Source organism: Pseudomonas sp. BF-RE-21, assembly GCF_019947305.1.
GTDB lineage: Bacteria > Pseudomonadota > Gammaproteobacteria > Pseudomonadales > Pseudomonadaceae > Aquipseudomonas > Aquipseudomonas migulae.
On the sequence record NZ_JAGYGF010000082.1, the window covers coordinates 1 to 17,862 of the forward strand.

A 17,862-nucleotide genomic window follows, 5' to 3' on the forward strand; every position below is an offset into this window, starting at 1 on the left:
GGGGTGGTTCCGGCAGTGGAGGCTCCGGAGGCAGTGGTCACGGTGGCATCGGCCATGGAGATGGTGGTGGTCATGGTGCAACAGGCCATGACGGTGACGGTCATGGTGGTGTTGCCGGGAACAGAGGCTCAGGCAACGCGCATGACAACGATGCCGCAGATGCAGCCAGGGACGCTGCCAGAAACGATGCAAATGCAGCCAGAGATGCTGCCAGAGCTGATGCAGATGCAGCCCGGGATGCTGCAAGGGCTACTGCAAATGCAGCCAGAGACGCCGCCAGAGCCGAGGCGGATGCAGCCAGGGACGCTGCAAAAGCTGCTGGCATACCGGGCGCAGATGCAGCCAGAGATGCAGCTCGGGCCGCTGCCGACGCAGCCAGGGACGCCGCCAAAGCAGAAGCCGATGCGGCCAGAGATGCCGCCCGGGCTGCTGCAGATGCGGCGAGGGACGCTGCCAAGGTAGAGGCAAACGCAGCCAGAGAGGCTGCCAAAGCCGAGGCGAGGGCCGCCAGAGAGGATGTGGCGGACGCCCCGGACGCCCCAGACGCGCCGGATATCGACGCGGTTGAGGTACAAAACTAGGCCTGCACGTTCTGCAATGAACACGGCAGGCATTCCCGCAGCAAACGTCCGAGAGTTTGAAGGACGTATTGGCAATAAGTCGCAAGCCCTGAAGTGTCACGGGGCTTGCGATTTTTTTTGACCGATTTCTGCCGGCCTTCATCGGCAGCATGGGTCGAAAACTGCCTCTGGCTCACATGCCTGAGTGGGCGCCCGTACCTTATAAATACCCGTCAGCGACAAAGAGTATCTGCCAATCCTCTGGCCTGCTGAGTCGCAGCCTCACGCGCGCCAAGATCAACGTCTTCCCCCAGGATGGTCTTCTCCACAATCACCGAATGCACATCGGTCACGCCGATGAATTGCAGCCAGGCTTCCACGTAGGGCTTCTGGAAGTCGAAGCGTTCCGCCGGCGTGATCGACTGCGCCGAAAAATCCAGGCCTCGGGCGTATGCCACTACGGCGATTTTGTTGTGCAGCATGCCTTCCAGGCCGCGTTCCGGATCGAAGCTGAACAGGATGTCTTTCTGCGATACCAGGTCGATGAAGTGTTTGAGCTTGTACGGGATGCTGAAATTCCAAAGCGGTACGGACATCACGAGTACATCCGCGCGATGCAGGTGCGCAGCCAGATCCTTCAAGGTGTTCCAGGCCTCTTGTTGCGCCGGGCTCAAGGTAGTGCCGTTGAGTCCTGCGTATTTGGCTTCCATTGCCAGCTCATCAAATTCCGGCAACGCCATGTTCCAGAGGTCGAGGGTGATGATGTCGGTGTCCGGAGTGTTTTCTCGATAACGCGCAATGAAGCTGCGGGCGACTTCAAGGGACGCCGAGCGCTGCTTGCGTGGGGAGCATTCGATATGGAGCAGGGTAGTCATGGCACGCCTCGAGTGGTGGGGTAGGGAGGCATTGCAACATAGTTATATTTGAAATATAAATCGTAAATTACTAGTCGATTAATCACGTATAAAACTATGTTCGATTCGCTGCTACTCAAAACATTTGTCGCTGTGGTCGACGAAGAAGGCTTCAGCCGTGCAGCGCAAAAGCTGCACCTGACTCAGTCTGCGGTGAGCGGCCATGTGCGGCGATTGGAAGAACAGATTGGTAAACCCCTGTTGACGCGTACCACCCGTTCCCAGCAACTGACGCCCGATGGCGAGCGCTTGCTCTCTTATGCGCGCACGATCCTTGTGCTGAACCGTGATGCCTGGGCGGAACTGACACGTACGCCATTTCACGGGCGGCTGCGGATCGGGGTGTCCGAGGACTTTGTCGAATCTCGACTACTGCGTGCTTTTCAGGATTTCGCGGCGCAGTACCCAGGGATGGAGATCGACGTGCAGGTGAGCATTCCCGGCACGTTGCTGGCGCTGATGAAGCAAGGGCATCTGGAGTTGGTCATCGGCTCACTGTGCGAAACCAGCGATGCGGGGAAGTTGTTGTGGCAAGAGCCGCTGGTGTGGGCCTGGTCGGCGCAACCCGTCACCCGGTTACCGACGCCGTTGCCGCTGGCCCTGTTCCCCGAGCCGTGCCCTTATCGCGAGGTTGCGTTGAAGCGACTGGCTCAGGCGGGGATCGCCCAACGCACCGCGATGTTATGCAGCAGCACCGCCGGGTTGCGGGCGGCGGCGCTTGCAGGCTTCGCGGTTGCGCCCATGACACTCAGTCAGTTGGGGCAAGGGCTGGTGGTTCTTGGGGCTGAACAAGGGTTGCCGGAGTTGCCGGATGCAGAGTTTCGGCTGTTTACCTCGCCTGAAGCGGATCAGGCGATGGTGGCGGCGGTTACTCAGCTCATCGTGGAGTATTGCTCCACGCGCAGGGCTTAGCGGTCATTTCAAAGGCCAGTATTGAATGCGCTTGGTCGATAACCTTCATTGGTTGCGGACGCTCAGGCTTCACTTGGGAAGCACTGAGCGAATATCCGATTCGTACCTCGTCGAGGTTTTCAGCCTGATTTCTACAGCCTGGTGTTACAGGCGGATTTAGCGACGATAGTAGCGACGATCGTCCTCGTAGCGGTGCCGCATGGACCGATCCTGGTGACGCTCCCAATAACGATGGCGTTCGGCATCCCGGCGGGCCTGCTCTCTACGCCACTGTTCTCTACGCCAGTCGTCTCGGCGCCAATTGTCTCTACGATCATGCCAACGGTCGTCATGCCAGTATCGGTCATCATGGGCAAGCAACGACCCTGGCTGGTTGCCGGCCATACTGGCCACGGTCGGCCAAGGGCTGCCGGCAGCCTGGGCCGGCGCCTGAACGGCCGCCACTTCAGTTGCGAAAACAGGGGTTGAGGTCTTCATCTGTGTTGCTGATGCCGAGCCCACTGCCGCGAACGCGAACAGGCCGAAGAGCACCATCCGTAGGTCATGGAATTTCATGAGCGAAGACAACCTCTGAATTGACATGTTGATGTGTAGCCATCTGGCTGCGGGAAGTCTGCGGGTTAGCGCTTACCGAGCGAATGTGCCTGTCCACATAGACCTGTAAATAGGGAAAAGTTCTAGGGCGGCGCTGTTTAAATAGCCGGCGGTCTCACTGTTCGACCCCTTTTTGAAGTTTGCTTTGTACATGCCCGCTTCTGGCCGTTTTCTGCTCTGCGTGAAGCATTCTGGTGTTCTGCGTCGTCGCGTCGCGTCGTTTTGTTCTGTCGCTGCAGAGCGAAGAGCGCCCGCGCAAAGCAACAGCGCATCAACCACCCTGATCGAAACAGCCTCGCGGCAGTATGAAAATGGCCAACTGGACCAGGCCGCCGCCACGCTGGAGCGTGCCCTGCATATCCAGCCGAACAATTCCGCGACACTGCATTACCTTGGTGTGTTGCGTCTTCAGCAGGGGCAGTACCAGCAGGCTGAAACCTTGGCGGCGCGCTCGAACATGCGGGTTGGGCGCAACGTCGAGTTGCGTAACCGTAACTTCGAATTGATCCAGGCGGGGCAGCAGGCCCAATCCTACCTGGTGCGCGGTTGAGTTTCTGAGTGTCCGCTTTTGCAAACTTGCCATTCGTCACGAGCTCGTGGCGAAGTCAGCATTGTTTCAATTGAAGAGTGACATGACCCCTTTCTCGTTACTGCTCAAGCATCAAGCTACGCCAAATGATCATAGGCTTTTCTACAGGTGCGACTTCCGGTTGCAACTGCTCCTGTGTGTGTCTGTTGTGCGGTGGCGGCTCCTCTGGTTCAGGCGCTGGAGTCTGATACTTGGCGGCATGTACGTTATCGACTGACATTTTTTGTAGTGCGCTTATTTGATTGTTACGGTGACTTTGCCTTTTGATCTGCCCTGCTCGACGTACCGCAACGCCTCTGCAGTCGATTCAAAAGGGAAGGAACGATCGATGACCGGTTTGATGACGCCAGCCTCGATAAGCGAGGTGATTTTTTGCAGTTGTATCCCGTTGGCACGCATAAACAAAAATACATAGCTCACCCCATGTTTGCGGGCTTTTCTGCGAATACCGCTGCTCAGCAGGCGCATGACTTGCCCCAGCACCCAGGACAAGCCTTGCTCTTGGGCAAATTGCGCGGTCGGCGGCCCCGAAAGGGAAATGAGTTGTCCACCAGGCTTGAGAACCTTGATCGATTTCTTCAGTACATCGGCGCCGAGGCTGTTCAACACCACGTCGAAATCGCGTAACTCGTTTGCAAAATCCTGATGTTTGTAATCGATGACCACATCCGCCCCGAGTGCTTTCACCCATTCGACATTCGCCGTGCTGGTGGTGGTCGCAACGAAGGCGCCGAGGTGTTTGGCGAGCTGGATGGCAATCGTGCCGACACCGCCGGATCCGGCATGAATCAACACCTTCTGGTTTTTTTTCACATGGGCGGTCTCAATCAGCGCCTGCCAGGCCGTCAAGACGGCCAAGGGGATGGAAGCCGCTTCGGCCATGTCGAGATTCGAGGGTTTCAGCGCGAGCGCGTTTTCGTTCACTGCGATCAGTTCAGCAAACGTCCCGATCCGTGCCTCTGGAGGACGTGCATAGACTTCGTCTCCTGGCTTGAATCGCTTCACCGCAGAACCCGTGCGAACGACCACTCCGGCCAGGTCATTGCCCAATACCAATGGAAATGTATAGGGCAGGATCAGTTTGAACTCCCCCGTTTTGATCTTCGAGTCCAGCGGGTTCACGCTCGTTGCATGCACCTGGATCAGAACGTCATGCACACCGACCGCAGGGTCGGGCACTTCGCCAATCATTCCGTTCTGCTTGCCGTAGCGGTCGATAAAAAATGCCTTCATGTTGCAGCTGCTCTTGTTGGTGGAATGAGAATGGGGCGCGGCCCCGACAACGTTGATGCGATTAGATGTGCAGGCTGTCAGGAGTCGAGGAACGCCAAAGCCTTGGCCACGAAATCGGTATGGTGCTGAAAAATGCTGCCGTGCCCGGCATCCGGGTAAATGATCAGTTGCGCGTTGGGGATTCGCTTTGCCAGATCAATCGAGTTCACGGTGGGCACCATGATGTCGTTGTCCCCGTTGGCTATCAGGGTCAGCATCGGCAGGCGACTGAGATCTTGCGGCGCTTGCTTGCCCCACGCAGTAATGGCTTTGAACTGCCGTAAAAATGCGCCGGGTGTCGGGCCTTTGCTCCGGTTTTGCTGGCGTTCTTTCAAACGTTGCAAATACTCGGACGCGGCACGTTGGCCGTTGGCCGTGGTAGTAAAGAACAGGTAGAACTTGGGGTCTCGCAGCGTCAGCAAACCTTTGATGATCAATGGCCAGGTCACCGAACCGACCCTGTCGATGCCTGTGCCACCGGCCGGTCCGGTTCCGGTGAGGATCAATCTGCGCACTCGTTCGGGGGCTTTCAGGGCGATGTCTTGAGCGACGAAGCCGCCGAGTGAAAAGCCAAGCAGGTCAACCTTGTCAAAACCCAGCGCACGAATCAGGCCGATTGCATCGTCAGCCATCTCACCGACGGTCAATGGCGCGGCGCCCCCCGAGCCACCGATACCGCGGTAATCAGTCGTGATGACACGCCGGTTTTTTGCCAGGCCGTCGATGATCCTGGGGTCAAAGTTATCCAACACTGCCCCCCAATGGTTGAGCATGACCAGCGGGACTTCCGTCCTGGGTCCCAGGTCACGATAGGCGAAGGGTATCCCGCCAATCAGAACCGACTGGTTCGCCGCGCTGATAAATGACGACTGCGAACCCGGGTGATTACGTGTCGCTATAAGGGTCATGTTTACTCCGTCCGATTGCGGGGCGAGGCGGACCTGCTCGACATGGGTCAGACTTGAGTCAAGTAGCGTTGCGCCACGGCGGATTGCCTGATCTGCGACAAAAGACCCTGACGCGCGGTTTGCAGGGCATCCCAGCGCTCGCCTTCATGCAACGGAGGAATGGTCACCGGCTCGCGACGGTCGAAGCCAACCAGTGCGGCATCGACCAGATCACCCACTTCCATGATTTCGCTCAAGGTGTTGATGTCGATACCGGCGCGATCCCAAATCTCAGTGCGGGTGGCGGCGGGCAGTACGGCTTGCACATAAACACCCAGAGGCGAAAGTTCCAGGCTCAGGCCTTGGGAAAGGAACAGCACAAACGCCTTGGTCGCCCCATAGACCGACATGCCGAACTCAGGCGCCAGACCCACAACCGAACCGATGTTGATGATCGCGCCTTCACCTGCTTTGGCCAGGCGCGGCGCGATGGCGCTGGCGAGCCGCACCAGCGCGGTGGTGTTGAGGGCCACCAATTGCGCAACGCTGTCGGTGCTTTGCTCGATGAAGTTGCCGGACTGTGCGGCGCCGGCATTGTTGACGAGGATGCCGATGCGCGCGTCATCCCGCAGGCGCGCTTCGACGGTGTGCAGGTCGCTGAGTTGAGTCAGGTCGGCCTGAAGCACTTCAATGGCGACGTTGTGTTCGCCACGCAACTTCGCGGCGAGCGTTTCCAGGCGCGATTGGTCGCGGGCGACCAACACCAGATCATGCCCGCGTTGGGCGAAACGCTCGGCGTAAACCGCGCCGATGCCGGTGGAAGCGCCAGTGATGAGAACGGTAGGGCGAGTAGTCATGATGTCAGCTCTTTATCAGGAATATGGATTGGATTGATGCACGAATAAAACCAGGCTCGATCAGCCAATGCCTAGTTCGCGGCAGCGCTTGATTCGGCAAGTGTCGGGTAGTCGATGTATCCCGCCGCACCGCCGCCGTAGAGCGTGGAGGGGTCGAAGGCGGACAGTGGCGCACCGGTCTTGAGTCGCTCCACCAGATCGGGGTTGCCGATAAAAGGGCGGCCAAAGGCGATCAGGTCGGCCTTGTCATGCGTAAGGCGTGCCGTGGCCAGGTCCAGGTCGTAGCCGTTGTTGGCGATGTAAGTGTTCTTGAAGCGCTGGCGCAAGGCGTCGAAATCAAAGGGCGCCACGTCGCGTGGCCCGCCGGTGGCACCTTCGACGACGTGCAGATAAGCGATGTCCAGAACATTGAGTTGGTCGACGATGTAATCGAACTGAGCCTGTGGATCACTGCTCGATACACCATTGGCCGGCGAGACAGGCGAAAGGCGAATGCCCGTGCGATCAGCACCAATCTCGGTTGCCACCGCGGCCGTCACTTCCAACAGCAGCCGCGCACGGTTTGCGATCGAGCCGCCGTAGGCATCAGTACGAAGGTTGGCGCCGTCCTTGATGAACTGATCCAGCAAATAGCCGTTTGCACCGTGGATTTCCACGCCGTCGAAGCCTGCCGCAATGGCGTTTGCCGCCGCTTGGCGGAAATCGTTGACGATGCCTGGCAGTTCGTCAGCCTCCAGCGCCCGCGGCTCGGAAACGTCCTCGAAGCGATTGTTGACGAACACCTTGGTCGCGGGACGAAGAGCTGAAGGGGCTACCGGCGCCGCGCCTTGCTGTTGCAGATCCACGTGGGAAACACGGCCCACATGCCACAGCTGCAGGAAAATTCTCCCGCCCTTGGCGTGCACGGCATCGGTCACCTTGCGCCATCCCTCTATCTGCGGTTGCGTGTAAATGCCCGGGGTATCCTGATAGCCCTGTCCCTGCTGCGAGATCTGCGAGGCTTCTGAAATTAGCAAGCCCGCGCTTGCCCGCTGGCTGTAATAGGCAGCAGCAAACTCACTCGGCACAAAGCCTTTGCCCGCGCGATTGCGCGTCAGTGGAGCGAGAACCACGCGGTTCGACAGCGTCAGGGCGCCAAGCGTGTAGGGGGTAAACAGATTCAGGTCGCTCATGGGTGTTTGTTCCGTGCCCGTTGGTAAATGGTCATATCGCTTGCGATTAGGATGATGATCGAAATCTAAGCTGTCAACGATTTTGATTATGATCGGCATCTATGTATCATTGGCCGATGAATTTCAGCGGTAGAGAGGTATCGAACATGCGAGTGTCCAAGGCCCAGGCTCAGGCAAATCGGGAGCACATCGTCAAAACGGCCTCAGTCGTGTTTCGCGAGCGCGGATTTGACGGTGTAGGCGTGGCCGACCTGATGGGCGCCGCCGGTTTCACCCATGGCGGTTTCTACAAACATTTCGGTTCGAAGGCTGACCTGATGGCCGAAGCCTCGGCCAACAGTCTTGCGCAGTCACTGGTCGGCGCCGAAGCATTGAGCGTGAAGGATTTCATCGATGTGTATGTGTCCAGGGATCATCGCGACGGGCGCGCCACGGGTTGCACCATGGCGGCGTTGTGCGGTGACGCGGCGCGTCAGTCGGGCGATTTGAAGTCGGCTTTCGCTGAAGGCATCGAGCGCACGCTGCAAACGCTCGGCGAAAAATACCCGACCGGGCCGGATGCGGCGCCGGGGGAGGCGAGGGTGAAAATGATCGACCTGCTGGCGCGTGCGGTCGGTGCGATCATGTTATCGCGCGCCTGTCCTGACGACTCGGCGCTGGCCGATGAAATTCTGGCGGTGTGTCACGCGCAAATGACCGCATCATTATCCATTCAATCGTAGATTCAGTCGTAGAGGGGATAGATGGATGTCGCACAAAACGTGCTGACTCGCTTTCATTTCGTCGTTGGATGACACGTACTGGCTGTGCAGCCAGTCGTTCGTCGCCGTAGGTTTTCTCTCATAGCCCCTGCCGGGCGTACGCGGATCAACTACCGGAATAGCGAAAATCACCCTCTATTCAAGGCAGATTTCAGGCGTTGCAGCCAAGCTATCGAGAAAGGCGCGAATCTGCCGGGAACCGCGCAAGTGCACCACAGGAATGTGCGGGCCGATGGCCAGGCGCACCGCGTCGATTCCTGGGCGGTAGCCACGATCGAAATTCCACACGAAGTTGAGAAAGGTCAGGAATGCCCGGTCGAGCTTCTCTGTACAACCTGCTGCAAGGTCAGCGCGAGGGCGGTTCATGACGCTGCGCCTGATCACCCGGGTGAAACAGGTGAGCCGCGAGGTATCGAGCCAGATGATCAGGTCGGTCCGGGGCAGGCGAAGGTCGAAGGTTCGCCGGGCATAGTTGCCTTCACAAATCCAGGCTTCTGGTGTGAGCGCTTTGCGGACCCGTGCGCGGAACTGCTCGGCGTCGGGTTCGACCCAGCCGGGTTCCCAGAACAGCGTGTCGAGGTGCACCACGGGCAGGTTCAGGCGCTTGCCGAGGGCGCGGGCGAGGGTGGATTTGCCGCTACCGGCATTGCCCAGAATGACAATCCGTTGCATGGGGGAGACTTCCTGTCGCGAAAAAAGCCGACAAGTGTGCAGGTTTTGGATGGCGCAGTAAAAGGCGGCCTCGGCGAGTGAGACAACTATTGAGCGATTTCGATGCGACCGCTTCAGACTGTCCGGTTCAGCACCAGCAAACGTACCGCCAGCGCCGTCATTACGACAGCGAAGCCATAAGCACCCAGGCGGCTGGAGATTTTGCCCCCACGCAGACGCCCATGTAGCTGTCCGGCACAGACGCTGAGCAGGGAATGAAAGATCAAAGCGATCAGCGCAAGCAACACACCTAATACCATCAGTTGCACCGTGACGCTGCTGGTTCCCAGGGTGACGAATTGCGGCAGGAATACCATGTAGAACAACAGCGCCTTGGGATTCAACAGGCTGTTGAGGGTCGCCCGGATGAAGATCTTGCGCCGCGATGCCAATGCAGGTTGAGCATCCGCGTCCGCTGGTGGAGTGCTCAATGCCTTCCACGCCAGCCACATCAGATAGCAAGCCCCGGCCCACCGCAGCAAATCAAATGCCGGCGCCCAACTCATCACCAACGCACCGAGCCCCGCGCTGACCATGGCGGTCATCAGCACGTCGGCCAGGGTTATTCCCAATGCGGCGGCGAAACCGGCACGCCAGCCATGGGCAACGGCATGGCTGGTGACGAAGGCCATGTTCGGGCCAGGCACGATCAGCAACAGCAGGGCGGCGACAGTGAACAGGTAAAGGTTGGTGGCGTCCGGCATAGCGCAAACTCCCCTGGATGAGAAACAAGGCTAACCGTAGTCATTGGGTTGAAGCAGATACAGTGGAGGTGGATTTGATAGCAACAGTCAGGTGTATGGCGCCCGGTTGGCTTGAGCCGCAAGCGGGTGCATCGAGCGCCCTGTGCTACATCAGTCTCGTCAGTCGGTTTTAGTGCTCGCTAAAAAGTACGCAACCAACGCGTTGGCATGGCCATGGCCCATGCCGTGTTCAGTTTTGAGCAACGCAACCATCTCCATGTGCTTCTTGCCGTTGACTGTCTTGAGCAGGGTTAGCCAGTGGGTGATTGGCTGCCCATACTTTTTTTCAATAGAGGGAAAGTACGACGCTGGTCCTTTTACTTTTGGATCGTCGGTCATGACGCAAACTCCTTTTTTGCTTGAGAACTATCGGGAGACATTACCCAGAGAGAACCACGACTACGATGACGGCAAATCCTGCGTCTTTCCGGATTCGACAGCAGTATAGAAAGTCATTCGATGGATGCCGATCCGCCGGTCGAGGCGTGCGGCACTAAAGCCACGTATTCACCACCCGCCGATCCAGTTCCTCCCAGTCCGCCATGCCAAGCACTCGCGTGGTGTTCAACCCGCGCAAGTAACCGCGCAACTGATTGGCAGTGGCCCGCACAAGTTCCGGGTCGGGCGCGTGTTCGCCCAACAATACGGTTTCGTACTGAGTCAGGTACTCGGCCACCCGGTCGCGGAAGTCGGGCAAAACGGCATCGCGGATCAGGTCAAAAGTTCTCAAGGATAGGTCCTCATCGATTTTTTTAGTGGTGATTCAGAGTGTGTACCCATCTGCACGGCGCGCAACTATTGCTAGAGGTAATAGTGACCATTACGAAACACAAGTTCTGCTTTGTTGGTTATAGGCGGAAAATCACCTCCAACGAACACGCACAGCGACGCAGTCCCGCTGCTGGATAAACCGAAGCTTTTATTTTCTGGATAAGACCGATGCGCTCTTTATTTGTACCCGCCATGGCTATTGGCTCTTTGTTGCTCGCCGGTTGCGCCTCCGCGCCGAACGACCCGACCCTGACCTTGCAGACCAGCAAGACCCCAGCCCAATACGCCGATTGCGTCGTACCGAAATTGCAGAGCCATGCGTTGAACCCGACCGTCTCGCAAACCCAGCGCAGCTACCGGATCGTGGTGCCGAGCAAAGTCTCGGCAGACAACGTGCTGGAAGCCTACAAGGCCGGGAATGGCGGCAAGGTGTTCATCTACGAGCGGCACTTGCTGGCTTCGAACCTGCTGCCTTCAAGTTTTGAACGCGCCGCACAGGACTGCATCTGACCCCGGCCCGTAACGCTTTCTACAGAGCTCCTTTGGTTGGCCGCAACCAACCAATTTTTTACCCCGCAGCCCATTTGGTTGCGGGGCTTTTTTTGTTCTACACGAAATCCCGGGGACAGAAACAAGAACGGCGAAATACTAGTTCCCGCAAATTCGACGTCGTTTAGCTGAACTGGATTTGGGATAAGCGCAAAACCTGTAGGAGCCGGCTTGCTGGCGATAGTCGTTAACGATAACGCGTAAGAGCCGGTTAAACGCGGGGTACTTGAGTCCATCGCCAGCAAGCCGGCTCCTACAGGGGAACGCATACACCCTCAAACAACTAGGTCGAGCGTTAGTTCGCCTCGCGGCCTGAATCTTGAGACGTTTCCGGGACTCTTATTGACCCTTCATTCACTCGAATGAATCGAAAGGCCAAACCGATACTCCTGATTTGCGCCTGCTTGCAGAGATGTCTGTTCAATCACAAAGCCGCAGCGTTCGAGCACTTTTGCCGAGCCGATATTGTCGACGTAAACGTTGGCAACCAGTTGATTAAGATCCCAACGCAACTGCGCTTGCTCGATCAAATGCCTCACCGCCCGCGTTGCCAGTCCTTTTGCGCAAGCACTTTGAGCGATCCGATAGCCGACTTCTGCCGACCGCGCGGACGTGTCGATGTCTTTCAGGTTCGCTCGGCCCACTATTTCCCCCCAAGCGTTTACGATGACAAAGGGGTGCCAGGTGCCGGCGGCATAATCAGATAAATAGGCTGCAATGTGCTCGGTGACACCCTGCACCGAATAGAAAGCAGCACCGCGTGGCTCAATGTGGCGCTCGAACCACTCGCGATTGTCCCTTTCAAACGTCAGCAATGCCTCAGCATCAGTGTTTTGCAGGGTACGAATTGTGACGGTCTCCATAAGGACGCTCCTTTTCCTGGTGGAACTACTTGGATAAGGGTGCAGAGGCACACTTGTCAGTCGTTTGCCGAGTTGGCGCCGATACAGAATGACCTGTTGAGGAAGCAACTCACAATTCGAAAAAACCTATTGAATAAAAACTCTATAAACGGGAAGCTCACTGGCGCATTGCTAGTATCCAGTAAGTGAGTATTGCCAGTTTCTGGCTCAGGGAGCGTTGATGAGTTTTCGTCCTTTGACCGACTTCCCGCGGCAATCGAACGATTGCGATATTGTCGCCTCTGAGCTTAAAGGGAATTCGGATACTGTCGGCATGACCTGCGCTGGCAACGAGGATACGATCGAACACTTACTGAACTCGGCGCGCAACTGGACGCACACCACCGCGTGGGTCGTTTACCGTGCCGGTGAACAGATGCATTTGGTCGGGCAGGGCGACCCTCAGGCGCAGTGGCCGTCAAGTGTTGCGAATGAACAGTTCGATGCCTTTTGCCAGACCCGGCACTTGCACCGCTGGCCGACCGGCAGCGGCGAAAGTGTGCTGGGTTGGCTGCTTGCGCCAATCGCCGAGGCCGAAGAACCGGCGCTCGCCGGTTTTGCCCAGCGCCTGGGCCTTCAGGTGCAGACCAATACCCTGGCCCGCGCGCAGATTACTCAGCGTGTGCTGTATGAAATTACCTACCTGGCCAGTTCGACCCGCGACCGGTCAGTGTTCCTGGTGGGAGTTCACCAGTTACTGGCGAGCCTGATCGACGCCGAGAACTTCTATCTCGCGCTGTATGACCCGCACAGCGGCAAGATCGACTACCCGTATTACGTCGACATCATTGACGTTGATGCCGTGGAGTCCTCGCATTACGAATACCTTGACCCTTCGCATCTTTCGTTGACCGGCCAGGTATTGACCAGCGGCCAGCCGTTGCTGATCGACGCCGCCGGCATTCTCGCGGCTCAGGCCGAAGACCGTTTTTACTGCGTGGGTGATCGTCCCGAATTCTGGATGGGCGCCCCGTTGAAAAATGCCTCGGACGAGGTGTTTGGCATGCTGGCGATGCAGGTCTACGACGTTTCTCGTACCTACAGCGCCGAGGACCGCGCGTTGTTTCTGGTGGTGGCCCGCCACGTGGCCATGGCGCTGGACCGGATTCTGCACCGCGAGGATCTGGAAGCGACGGTGATGCGTCGTACCCTGGAGCTCTCGGCGCTCAACGACGCCTTGAGGCAGGAAGTGGCAGAGCGAGAGCGCGCCGAACATCTGCAGAGCGCGCTGTTCCAGATCGCTGAACTCTCCAGTCGGCCTGGCGACATGGCTGAATTGTTTCAAACCTTGCATGGCATCGTCGGTGATCTGCTGTTCGCGCGGAACTTCTATATTGCGCTGTTCGACGACGCGACCACTGAAGTGACCTTTCCGTATTATGTCGATGAGCGGCAGACGGCCTGCCCGGTGGCACGGCGAGGGCGCCGGGGCTTGACCGAGTACGTTATCCGTCAGCGTCGACCTTGCCTGATTGATGCCGACGAAGCTGAGCGATTGTCTGCGCACGGCGACATCGAACTGGCCGAAGCGTACTTCCGATCCTACTCCTGGCTGGGCATTCCATTGTTCGATGGCGATGTGGTGCGTGGCGTACTCGCGGTGCAAAGCTATACCTCGCAAGTGCGCTATACCCTGCGCGACCAGGAACTGCTGACGTTCGTCTCCCGGCACATCGACACCGCGTTGTCGCGCCGCACGGCCGCCGAAGCGATCCATGCCGCCAACCTCAAGCTGGAAGCCCGGGTGCAGAACCGCACCCGCGAGCTCGATCACGCCAATGCCAAGTTGCAACACGAAAACTCCCACGATGCGCTGACCGGGCTACCGAATCGTACCTACCTGCAACAGCGCCTCAATCTGGCCTGGTCGCAGTTCGGCAGCGAAGGCGGGCACCTGGCAGTGATGTTCATCGACCTCGACCGTTTCAAGATGGTCAATGACAGCCTCGGCCACCATTTTGGCGACCTGCTATTGATGCAGGCCGCCCACCGTTTGCGTGGTTGTCTGCGCGACAGCGACATGCTCGCGCGCCTGGGGGGCGATGAGTTTTCCGTGCTGGCTCCCGAGGCGCCGCTGGAGGTGGTAATCGACATCGCCGAACGGATTCTGGTGGCGTTTGACTTGCCGTTCCTGATCAACGGCTATGAAGTGTTTTCGTCCTGCAGTATCGGTATTGTCAGCGCCGACAGTCAGTTCCATCAGGAACCCGCCGACTTGCTGCGCGATGCCGATGCGGCGATGTACCGGGTCAAGAGTGCCGGGCGCGACAGCTACGCAGTGTTCAATCAGGAAGTGCGCCGTGAAGTCTCGGACCAGGTTGAACGGGAAGGGGCCTTGCGCAACGCGCTCAAACGTACTGACGAACTGTTGCCGTATTTCCAGCCGATAGTCAGTGTCGAAAGCGGCGAACTGTTGGCCCTTGAAGCACTGATCCGCTGGCATCAGCCGGGCGGCCGGGTGATCGCGCCGGGCGAGTTTCTGCCGGATGTCGAGGGTTTGCGCCTGATTGGTCGACTGGACCTGTACATGCTGACCAGCATCGCCGCGATCCTCGCACAACCCGAACACGCCAATTGGCCTGCGGTGCACGTCAATTGCTCCAGCTACAGCATGACGCGCCCGGACTTTGCCAATGATGTGCTTGCGCTGTTGGCGCGATACGGGGTCGAGCCCTCGCGGATCTGCCTGGAGTTGACCGAAGGTGCACTGGTGGCGGAGCCGGCGATTGCCCGACTGACCATGCAGCAATTGGCCGACAACGGCATGTCGGTGGTGCTCGATGACTTCGGTGCCGGGTTTTCATCCCTGAGCTACGTGCATCAGTACCGCTTCAGCGGTTTGAAGATCGACAAATCGTTCATCCTCGAACTGACCACCAGCCCTCGCAGTCGCGCGATCGTCCGGGCGATTGTGCGGATGGCCGAATCGCTGGACCTCAGCGTTGTGGCCGAAGGTGTCGAGGATGAAGCGACGCTGGTCTTGCTACGCGAAATGGGCGCAGGGCAGGCGCAGGGTTATTATTTTGCGAAGCCGATGGGGTTGGAGGCGTTGTTGGCGAGTTCGTTGATGGTTCGTTAGGGGCGGGATCAGCCCTCAGAGGGCGTGATTGCGTCTTGAGCGGATTCAGCGGCCAGTTTCAATCGGTCAGCTTTGCTGATGTATTTAGACTTGTTTTGCGGTGCCAGTTTGGCACTGGCCTTTTTGGCGTGAGCCTTTAATAGCTGCTTTATTTTTTTCTGACGATTCATGTATTTCTACTCGGCTTGTGAATGCCTGAATGATGGCAGAGGTTTGCGTAAGAAGCCTAGGGGTGAGGCAGGGGCTTGCACCGCAATCAAACCCGATCTGATGGTTTGCGGACGATCACATTTGCGCCAGGCAAGCATACAAACCCCGCGACAGCGACCGTGTCGCGAGATCAATCGCAAGGGCGCGTTATTTGATCTGCACGATGACCGGACCTTCCGTTACGATCGGCGGGGACGCGTGGATACTTGATGCATTTTTCTTGATCCACTCGCTTGCCACTTTCAAGCTCGCATCGCTGCCGGCCTTGTCCGTGCAAACCGTTACCGACGTACCACCATCACCCGTATTCAGCAGCGTGTAGCTTACGAGGCCCGGTACTGTCCGCAGGGTTGCTTCAACGTCGGTCTTGCGCTCTTCCAAAAGCTCGAAAAGCTGCTTTGCTCCAGTACCCAAGTAGGTTCTTATCACCGCATACATAGTCGTCTCCTATGGGGCGCCGTCTTGATGCCTGTCCAGATTCGCTGATGGCCGCTATCTCTCAGGTCTCAATTCACCCCGATTAATTAAGCTTAGCCACACGCCGGCGACTGGCGAAATGCAACGACCACCGGCCGCTTCTGGCCGATTGCTGCGCCGTGGTCAGGATATTTCCGTGAAACTCAATCGAGTCAATTGGCAGGTGCCCATGATCACTGGGCGCTGGCATCGTGTTCGTGTTCGTCTGCAAATGTCATGAGCACCTCCAGATCGAGCACATCCAATTTTATCTGGGCAATAAAAGCAGAGAAGGCCAGGTTGGCGGCGAGCAGACGTAAATCGCAGGCCCAGGCCGGTAGATGAGTGGGGCCCTGGAGCCAGCCAGATTCAAATAGAGGCGCCAGGCGTACGGTATCGGCCAGACTGAGGCGTCCGGCAAACAAATGCCCCACCAGTTCCGGTCGATTGTCGCGGATCGCGATGCGCAACAGGGTATGGACGCCCAACAAACCCGTCAGGTAAGCGGCATCCTTGGTAAACGCCGAGCCACCACGCAGGTCGGCGCCACGGAAGACCCGCTGGGTTGAGCGGAAGGACTCCTCTTGTGACTGGCCTGCGGCGAGAAACCCCTCGAATACCTGTATGAAATCGGCGCCGTCCAGCGCCTGCTGGACCGCGAGCACGCGCAGGGCCAGGCGGCGCAGGCGGTTGATGTCCATGCTGCCAGTGAACAGTTCTGCCAGGGTGGCAATGCCTTCCTGGGTTTGGGTCGTGCGTGGAGCCCCCAAACCCAGGCTTTTGAGGTTGGGCTGGAGCGCGCCATTTTGTGCGGTAGCAACATGCACGAAGGCCTCATGCTGCAATAACTGATTCTTGTCCAGTTCAGAGAACAGGGCACCGGTACGCAGGCGTATACGGCTTGCCCCGGCGATTGCCTTGGCAGCCAGCGTCGGGTCGAGCACGACCGTGACCCGGCCCTCGCCGAAGAAACGGTCCAGTTCCGGCTGCATCCAGGCGGCGAACACCTCGGCCGGGATCTCAGCCTGAGTCGGTGGAATCCGGGCGCCACCCAATAGGGCGTCGGTGGTGGTGAGAAAAAAATTGGCCGCGTCCAGCATGCTGAGTTTCTGGCTCGGATAATAGAAATCCGGGCGTCGGTACAGCGCGGATGAGTATTGAGTGAAGGCGGGAGTGCCAATCGCCCCCAGCATGCGTCCGGCCGTGGCATAACTGCGCGCAGTCATGGCGAGATAGTGCCCGGCGGGGTGCCCCTGATCGCAGCGTCCTATAAAGGCTTCCAGAGCGGCGATGTCGGCACTGTGATCGCGGGGGCACAATTCGACTCTGGGCAATTCGGCTTTCCCGTTACGCCAATGCGCCAGGAAAACTTCCTCGACGCCATCCGGCCAGGACAGGGCATTCAGTACGCGGATCTTGCGAGCCAGACCGGGTAGAGCGGCATCGAGTTCGGACAGGGGGGCGCTGCTCATGGAGTCACCCTTGAAAGACGAGGTTCATTCGAAAAAGCTTAGTCGTTCCGATGCGGTGCGTTGTAACCGATCAGGAGGCCTCCTGTTGTTCACGGGCGACGGAACCTTCCTGCTTCTATATAAGACGATTATCGGGCCAGGGCTGACGGTGGCAGCCAGGGATCTTTGGTGTGGAAAAAGAATTTTCGCTCGGGGGTTGACCACGTATTTTAATACTGTACTATTCGCCTCCCGCTAACGAGCAGTTCGCTGCTGGTTCTGGTTTAAGTTGTTGATTTGGTTAAGAAAAATCATCAACTTTTAAGGTTGCAGTTTGATGAAGGGCGCTGTAGAATGCGCGCCTCGGTTGAGACGAAAGATCTTAACCAACCGCTCTTTAACAACTGAATCAAGCAATTCGTGTGGGTGCTTGTGGAGTCAGACTGATAGTCAACAAGATTATCAGCATCAC

At 58.0% G+C, this 17,862-nt stretch carries 19 protein-coding genes and 1 pseudogene; 6 read left to right on the forward strand and 14 right to left on the reverse strand.

Annotated elements, in window-relative coordinates; genetic code table 11:
- Positions 1–462: hypothetical protein (locus KGB25_RS28980; RefSeq protein ID WP_223437788.1), on the forward strand; the 462-nt coding region annotated here is incomplete at its 5' end.
- A 331-nt stretch (positions 463–793) separates the two neighbouring features.
- Here KGB25_RS28980 and KGB25_RS28985 read toward each other — a convergent pair.
- A complete protein-coding gene (locus tag KGB25_RS28985) occupies positions 794–1,435 on the reverse strand; it encodes an FMN-dependent NADH-azoreductase (RefSeq protein ID WP_223437790.1) in 642 nt (213 codons plus the stop codon).
- A gap of 96 nt (positions 1,436–1,531) precedes the next feature.
- Between KGB25_RS28985 and KGB25_RS28990 the strand changes: the two genes are divergently transcribed.
- The gene (locus KGB25_RS28990) at positions 1,532–2,386 is read left to right on the forward strand and encodes a LysR family transcriptional regulator (RefSeq protein WP_223437792.1); all 855 of its coding nucleotides are present in this window, start codon (positions 1,532–1,534) and stop codon (positions 2,384–2,386) included.
- A 156-nt stretch (positions 2,387–2,542) separates the two neighbouring features.
- On the opposite strand, the gene KGB25_RS28995 is transcribed toward KGB25_RS28990, so the two are convergent.
- Positions 2,543–2,941, reverse strand: a complete 399-nt coding sequence (locus tag KGB25_RS28995; protein ID WP_223437794.1) for a hypothetical protein — start codon at positions 2,939–2,941, stop codon at positions 2,543–2,545.
- 190 nt (positions 2,942–3,131) lie between these two features.
- Here KGB25_RS28995 and KGB25_RS29000 point away from each other — a divergent pair.
- Positions 3,132–3,512: pseudogene (locus tag KGB25_RS29000) on the forward strand (tetratricopeptide repeat protein); the annotation flags it as partial.
- Positions 3,513–3,803: 291 nt separating this feature from the next.
- Here the strand turns inward: KGB25_RS29000 and KGB25_RS29005 are convergent.
- The 4 genes from KGB25_RS29005 to KGB25_RS29020 all read right to left on the reverse strand — a co-directional run bounded on the left by KGB25_RS29005 (position 3,804) and on the right by KGB25_RS29020 (position 7,757).
- Positions 3,804–4,802, reverse strand: coding sequence for an NADP-dependent oxidoreductase (locus tag KGB25_RS29005; RefSeq protein WP_223437796.1), 999 nt, complete (start codon positions 4,800–4,802; stop codon positions 3,804–3,806).
- A 77-nt stretch (positions 4,803–4,879) separates the two neighbouring features.
- The gene (locus KGB25_RS29010; protein ID WP_207286718.1) at positions 4,880–5,749 is read right to left on the reverse strand and encodes an alpha/beta fold hydrolase; all 870 of its coding nucleotides are present in this window, start codon (positions 5,747–5,749) and stop codon (positions 4,880–4,882) included.
- Positions 5,750–5,796: 47 nt separating this feature from the next.
- Positions 5,797–6,585 carry an SDR family NAD(P)-dependent oxidoreductase gene (locus KGB25_RS29015; protein ID WP_008035520.1) on the reverse strand — a complete coding sequence of 263 codons (789 nt, stop codon included), beginning with the start codon at positions 6,583–6,585 and terminating at the stop codon, positions 5,797–5,799.
- 71 nt (positions 6,586–6,656) lie between these two features.
- Positions 6,657–7,757: an alkene reductase gene (locus KGB25_RS29020; RefSeq protein WP_223437798.1), complete on the reverse strand. Its 1,101-nt coding sequence runs from the start codon at positions 7,755–7,757 to the stop codon at positions 6,657–6,659.
- A gap of 146 nt (positions 7,758–7,903) precedes the next feature.
- On the opposite strand from KGB25_RS29020, the gene KGB25_RS29025 reads away from it, so the two are divergent.
- The gene (locus tag KGB25_RS29025; RefSeq protein WP_008035516.1) at positions 7,904–8,479 is read left to right on the forward strand and encodes a TetR/AcrR family transcriptional regulator; all 576 of its coding nucleotides are present in this window, start codon (positions 7,904–7,906) and stop codon (positions 8,477–8,479) included.
- 174 nt (positions 8,480–8,653) lie between these two features.
- On the opposite strand, the gene KGB25_RS29030 is transcribed toward KGB25_RS29025, so the two are convergent.
- From KGB25_RS29030 to KGB25_RS29045, 4 genes are all read right to left on the reverse strand, one after another.
- Positions 8,654–9,190, reverse strand: coding sequence for an AAA family ATPase (locus KGB25_RS29030; RefSeq protein WP_223437799.1), 537 nt, complete (start codon positions 9,188–9,190; stop codon positions 8,654–8,656).
- A 113-nt stretch (positions 9,191–9,303) separates the two neighbouring features.
- The gene (locus tag KGB25_RS29035) at positions 9,304–9,933 is read right to left on the reverse strand and encodes a LysE family translocator (RefSeq protein ID WP_223437801.1); all 630 of its coding nucleotides are present in this window, start codon (positions 9,931–9,933) and stop codon (positions 9,304–9,306) included.
- A gap of 159 nt (positions 9,934–10,092) precedes the next feature.
- Positions 10,093–10,311 carry a DUF4287 domain-containing protein gene (locus KGB25_RS29040; protein WP_192228828.1) on the reverse strand — a complete coding sequence of 73 codons (219 nt, stop codon included), beginning with the start codon at positions 10,309–10,311 and terminating at the stop codon, positions 10,093–10,095.
- Between the two features lie 154 nt (positions 10,312–10,465).
- On the reverse strand, positions 10,466–10,702 hold the full coding sequence (locus KGB25_RS29045; RefSeq protein WP_223437803.1) for a hypothetical protein: 237 nt from the start codon (positions 10,700–10,702) through the stop codon (positions 10,466–10,468).
- A 209-nt stretch (positions 10,703–10,911) separates the two neighbouring features.
- On the opposite strand from KGB25_RS29045, the gene KGB25_RS29050 reads away from it, so the two are divergent.
- The gene (locus tag KGB25_RS29050; RefSeq protein WP_008037788.1) at positions 10,912–11,253 is read left to right on the forward strand and encodes a hypothetical protein; all 342 of its coding nucleotides are present in this window, start codon (positions 10,912–10,914) and stop codon (positions 11,251–11,253) included.
- 389 nt (positions 11,254–11,642) lie between these two features.
- On the opposite strand, the gene KGB25_RS29055 is transcribed toward KGB25_RS29050, so the two are convergent.
- Entirely contained in the window at positions 11,643–12,155 is a 513-nt protein-coding gene (locus KGB25_RS29055; protein ID WP_223437805.1) for a GNAT family N-acetyltransferase, read from the reverse strand.
- 220 nt (positions 12,156–12,375) lie between these two features.
- On the opposite strand from KGB25_RS29055, the gene KGB25_RS29060 reads away from it, so the two are divergent.
- Positions 12,376–15,273: an EAL domain-containing protein gene (locus tag KGB25_RS29060; RefSeq protein ID WP_223437807.1), complete on the forward strand. Its 2,898-nt coding sequence runs from the start codon at positions 12,376–12,378 to the stop codon at positions 15,271–15,273.
- 8 nt (positions 15,274–15,281) lie between these two features.
- On the opposite strand, the gene KGB25_RS29065 is transcribed toward KGB25_RS29060, so the two are convergent.
- The 3 genes from KGB25_RS29065 to KGB25_RS29075 form a co-directional block, all read right to left on the reverse strand.
- The gene (locus tag KGB25_RS29065; protein ID WP_008037782.1) at positions 15,282–15,443 is read right to left on the reverse strand and encodes a DUF2986 domain-containing protein; all 162 of its coding nucleotides are present in this window, start codon (positions 15,441–15,443) and stop codon (positions 15,282–15,284) included.
- Between the two features lie 187 nt (positions 15,444–15,630).
- A complete protein-coding gene (locus KGB25_RS29070) occupies positions 15,631–15,921 on the reverse strand; it encodes a hypothetical protein (RefSeq protein ID WP_008035503.1) in 291 nt (96 codons plus the stop codon).
- Positions 15,922–16,133: 212 nt separating this feature from the next.
- The gene (locus tag KGB25_RS29075) at positions 16,134–17,411 is read right to left on the reverse strand and encodes a flavohemoglobin expression-modulating QEGLA motif protein (RefSeq protein ID WP_223437809.1); all 1,278 of its coding nucleotides are present in this window, start codon (positions 17,409–17,411) and stop codon (positions 16,134–16,136) included.
- Positions 17,412–17,862: the final 451 nt, after the last annotated feature.

Bases quoted from the DNA above. Each gene is read 5' to 3' on its own strand.
- KGB25_RS29005 (WP_223437796.1), bottom strand. From the start codon at position 4,802: ATGAAGGCATTTTTTATCGACCGCTACGGCAAGCAGAACGGAATGATT.
- KGB25_RS28990 (WP_223437792.1), top strand. From the start codon at position 1,532: ATGTTCGATTCGCTGCTACTCAAAACATTTGTCGCTGTGGTCGACGAA.
- KGB25_RS28985 (WP_223437790.1), bottom strand. From the start codon at position 1,435: ATGACTACCCTGCTCCATATCGAATGCTCCCCACGCAAGCAGCGCTCG.
- KGB25_RS29070 (WP_008035503.1), bottom strand. From the start codon at position 15,921: ATGTATGCGGTGATAAGAACCTACTTGGGTACTGGAGCAAAGCAGCTT.
- KGB25_RS29025 (WP_008035516.1), top strand. From the start codon at position 7,904: ATGCGAGTGTCCAAGGCCCAGGCTCAGGCAAATCGGGAGCACATCGTC.
- KGB25_RS29055 (WP_223437805.1), bottom strand. From the start codon at position 12,155: ATGGAGACCGTCACAATTCGTACCCTGCAAAACACTGATGCTGAGGCA.
- KGB25_RS29065 (WP_008037782.1), bottom strand. From the start codon at position 15,443: ATGAATCGTCAGAAAAAAATAAAGCAGCTATTAAAGGCTCACGCCAAA.
- KGB25_RS29060 (WP_223437807.1), top strand. From the start codon at position 12,376: ATGAGTTTTCGTCCTTTGACCGACTTCCCGCGGCAATCGAACGATTGC.
- KGB25_RS29050 (WP_008037788.1), top strand. From the start codon at position 10,912: ATGCGCTCTTTATTTGTACCCGCCATGGCTATTGGCTCTTTGTTGCTC.
- KGB25_RS29015 (WP_008035520.1), bottom strand. From the start codon at position 6,585: ATGACTACTCGCCCTACCGTTCTCATCACTGGCGCTTCCACCGGCATC.
- KGB25_RS29020 (WP_223437798.1), bottom strand. From the start codon at position 7,757: ATGAGCGACCTGAATCTGTTTACCCCCTACACGCTTGGCGCCCTGACG.
- KGB25_RS29075 (WP_223437809.1), bottom strand. From the start codon at position 17,411: ATGAGCAGCGCCCCCCTGTCCGAACTCGATGCCGCTCTACCCGGTCTG.
- KGB25_RS28995 (WP_223437794.1), bottom strand. From the start codon at position 2,941: ATGAAATTCCATGACCTACGGATGGTGCTCTTCGGCCTGTTCGCGTTC.
- KGB25_RS29035 (WP_223437801.1), bottom strand. From the start codon at position 9,933: ATGCCGGACGCCACCAACCTTTACCTGTTCACTGTCGCCGCCCTGCTG.
- KGB25_RS29030 (WP_223437799.1), bottom strand. From the start codon at position 9,190: ATGCAACGGATTGTCATTCTGGGCAATGCCGGTAGCGGCAAATCCACC.
- KGB25_RS29010 (WP_207286718.1), bottom strand. From the start codon at position 5,749: ATGACCCTTATAGCGACACGTAATCACCCGGGTTCGCAGTCGTCATTT.
- KGB25_RS29040 (WP_192228828.1), bottom strand. From the start codon at position 10,311: ATGACCGACGATCCAAAAGTAAAAGGACCAGCGTCGTACTTTCCCTCT.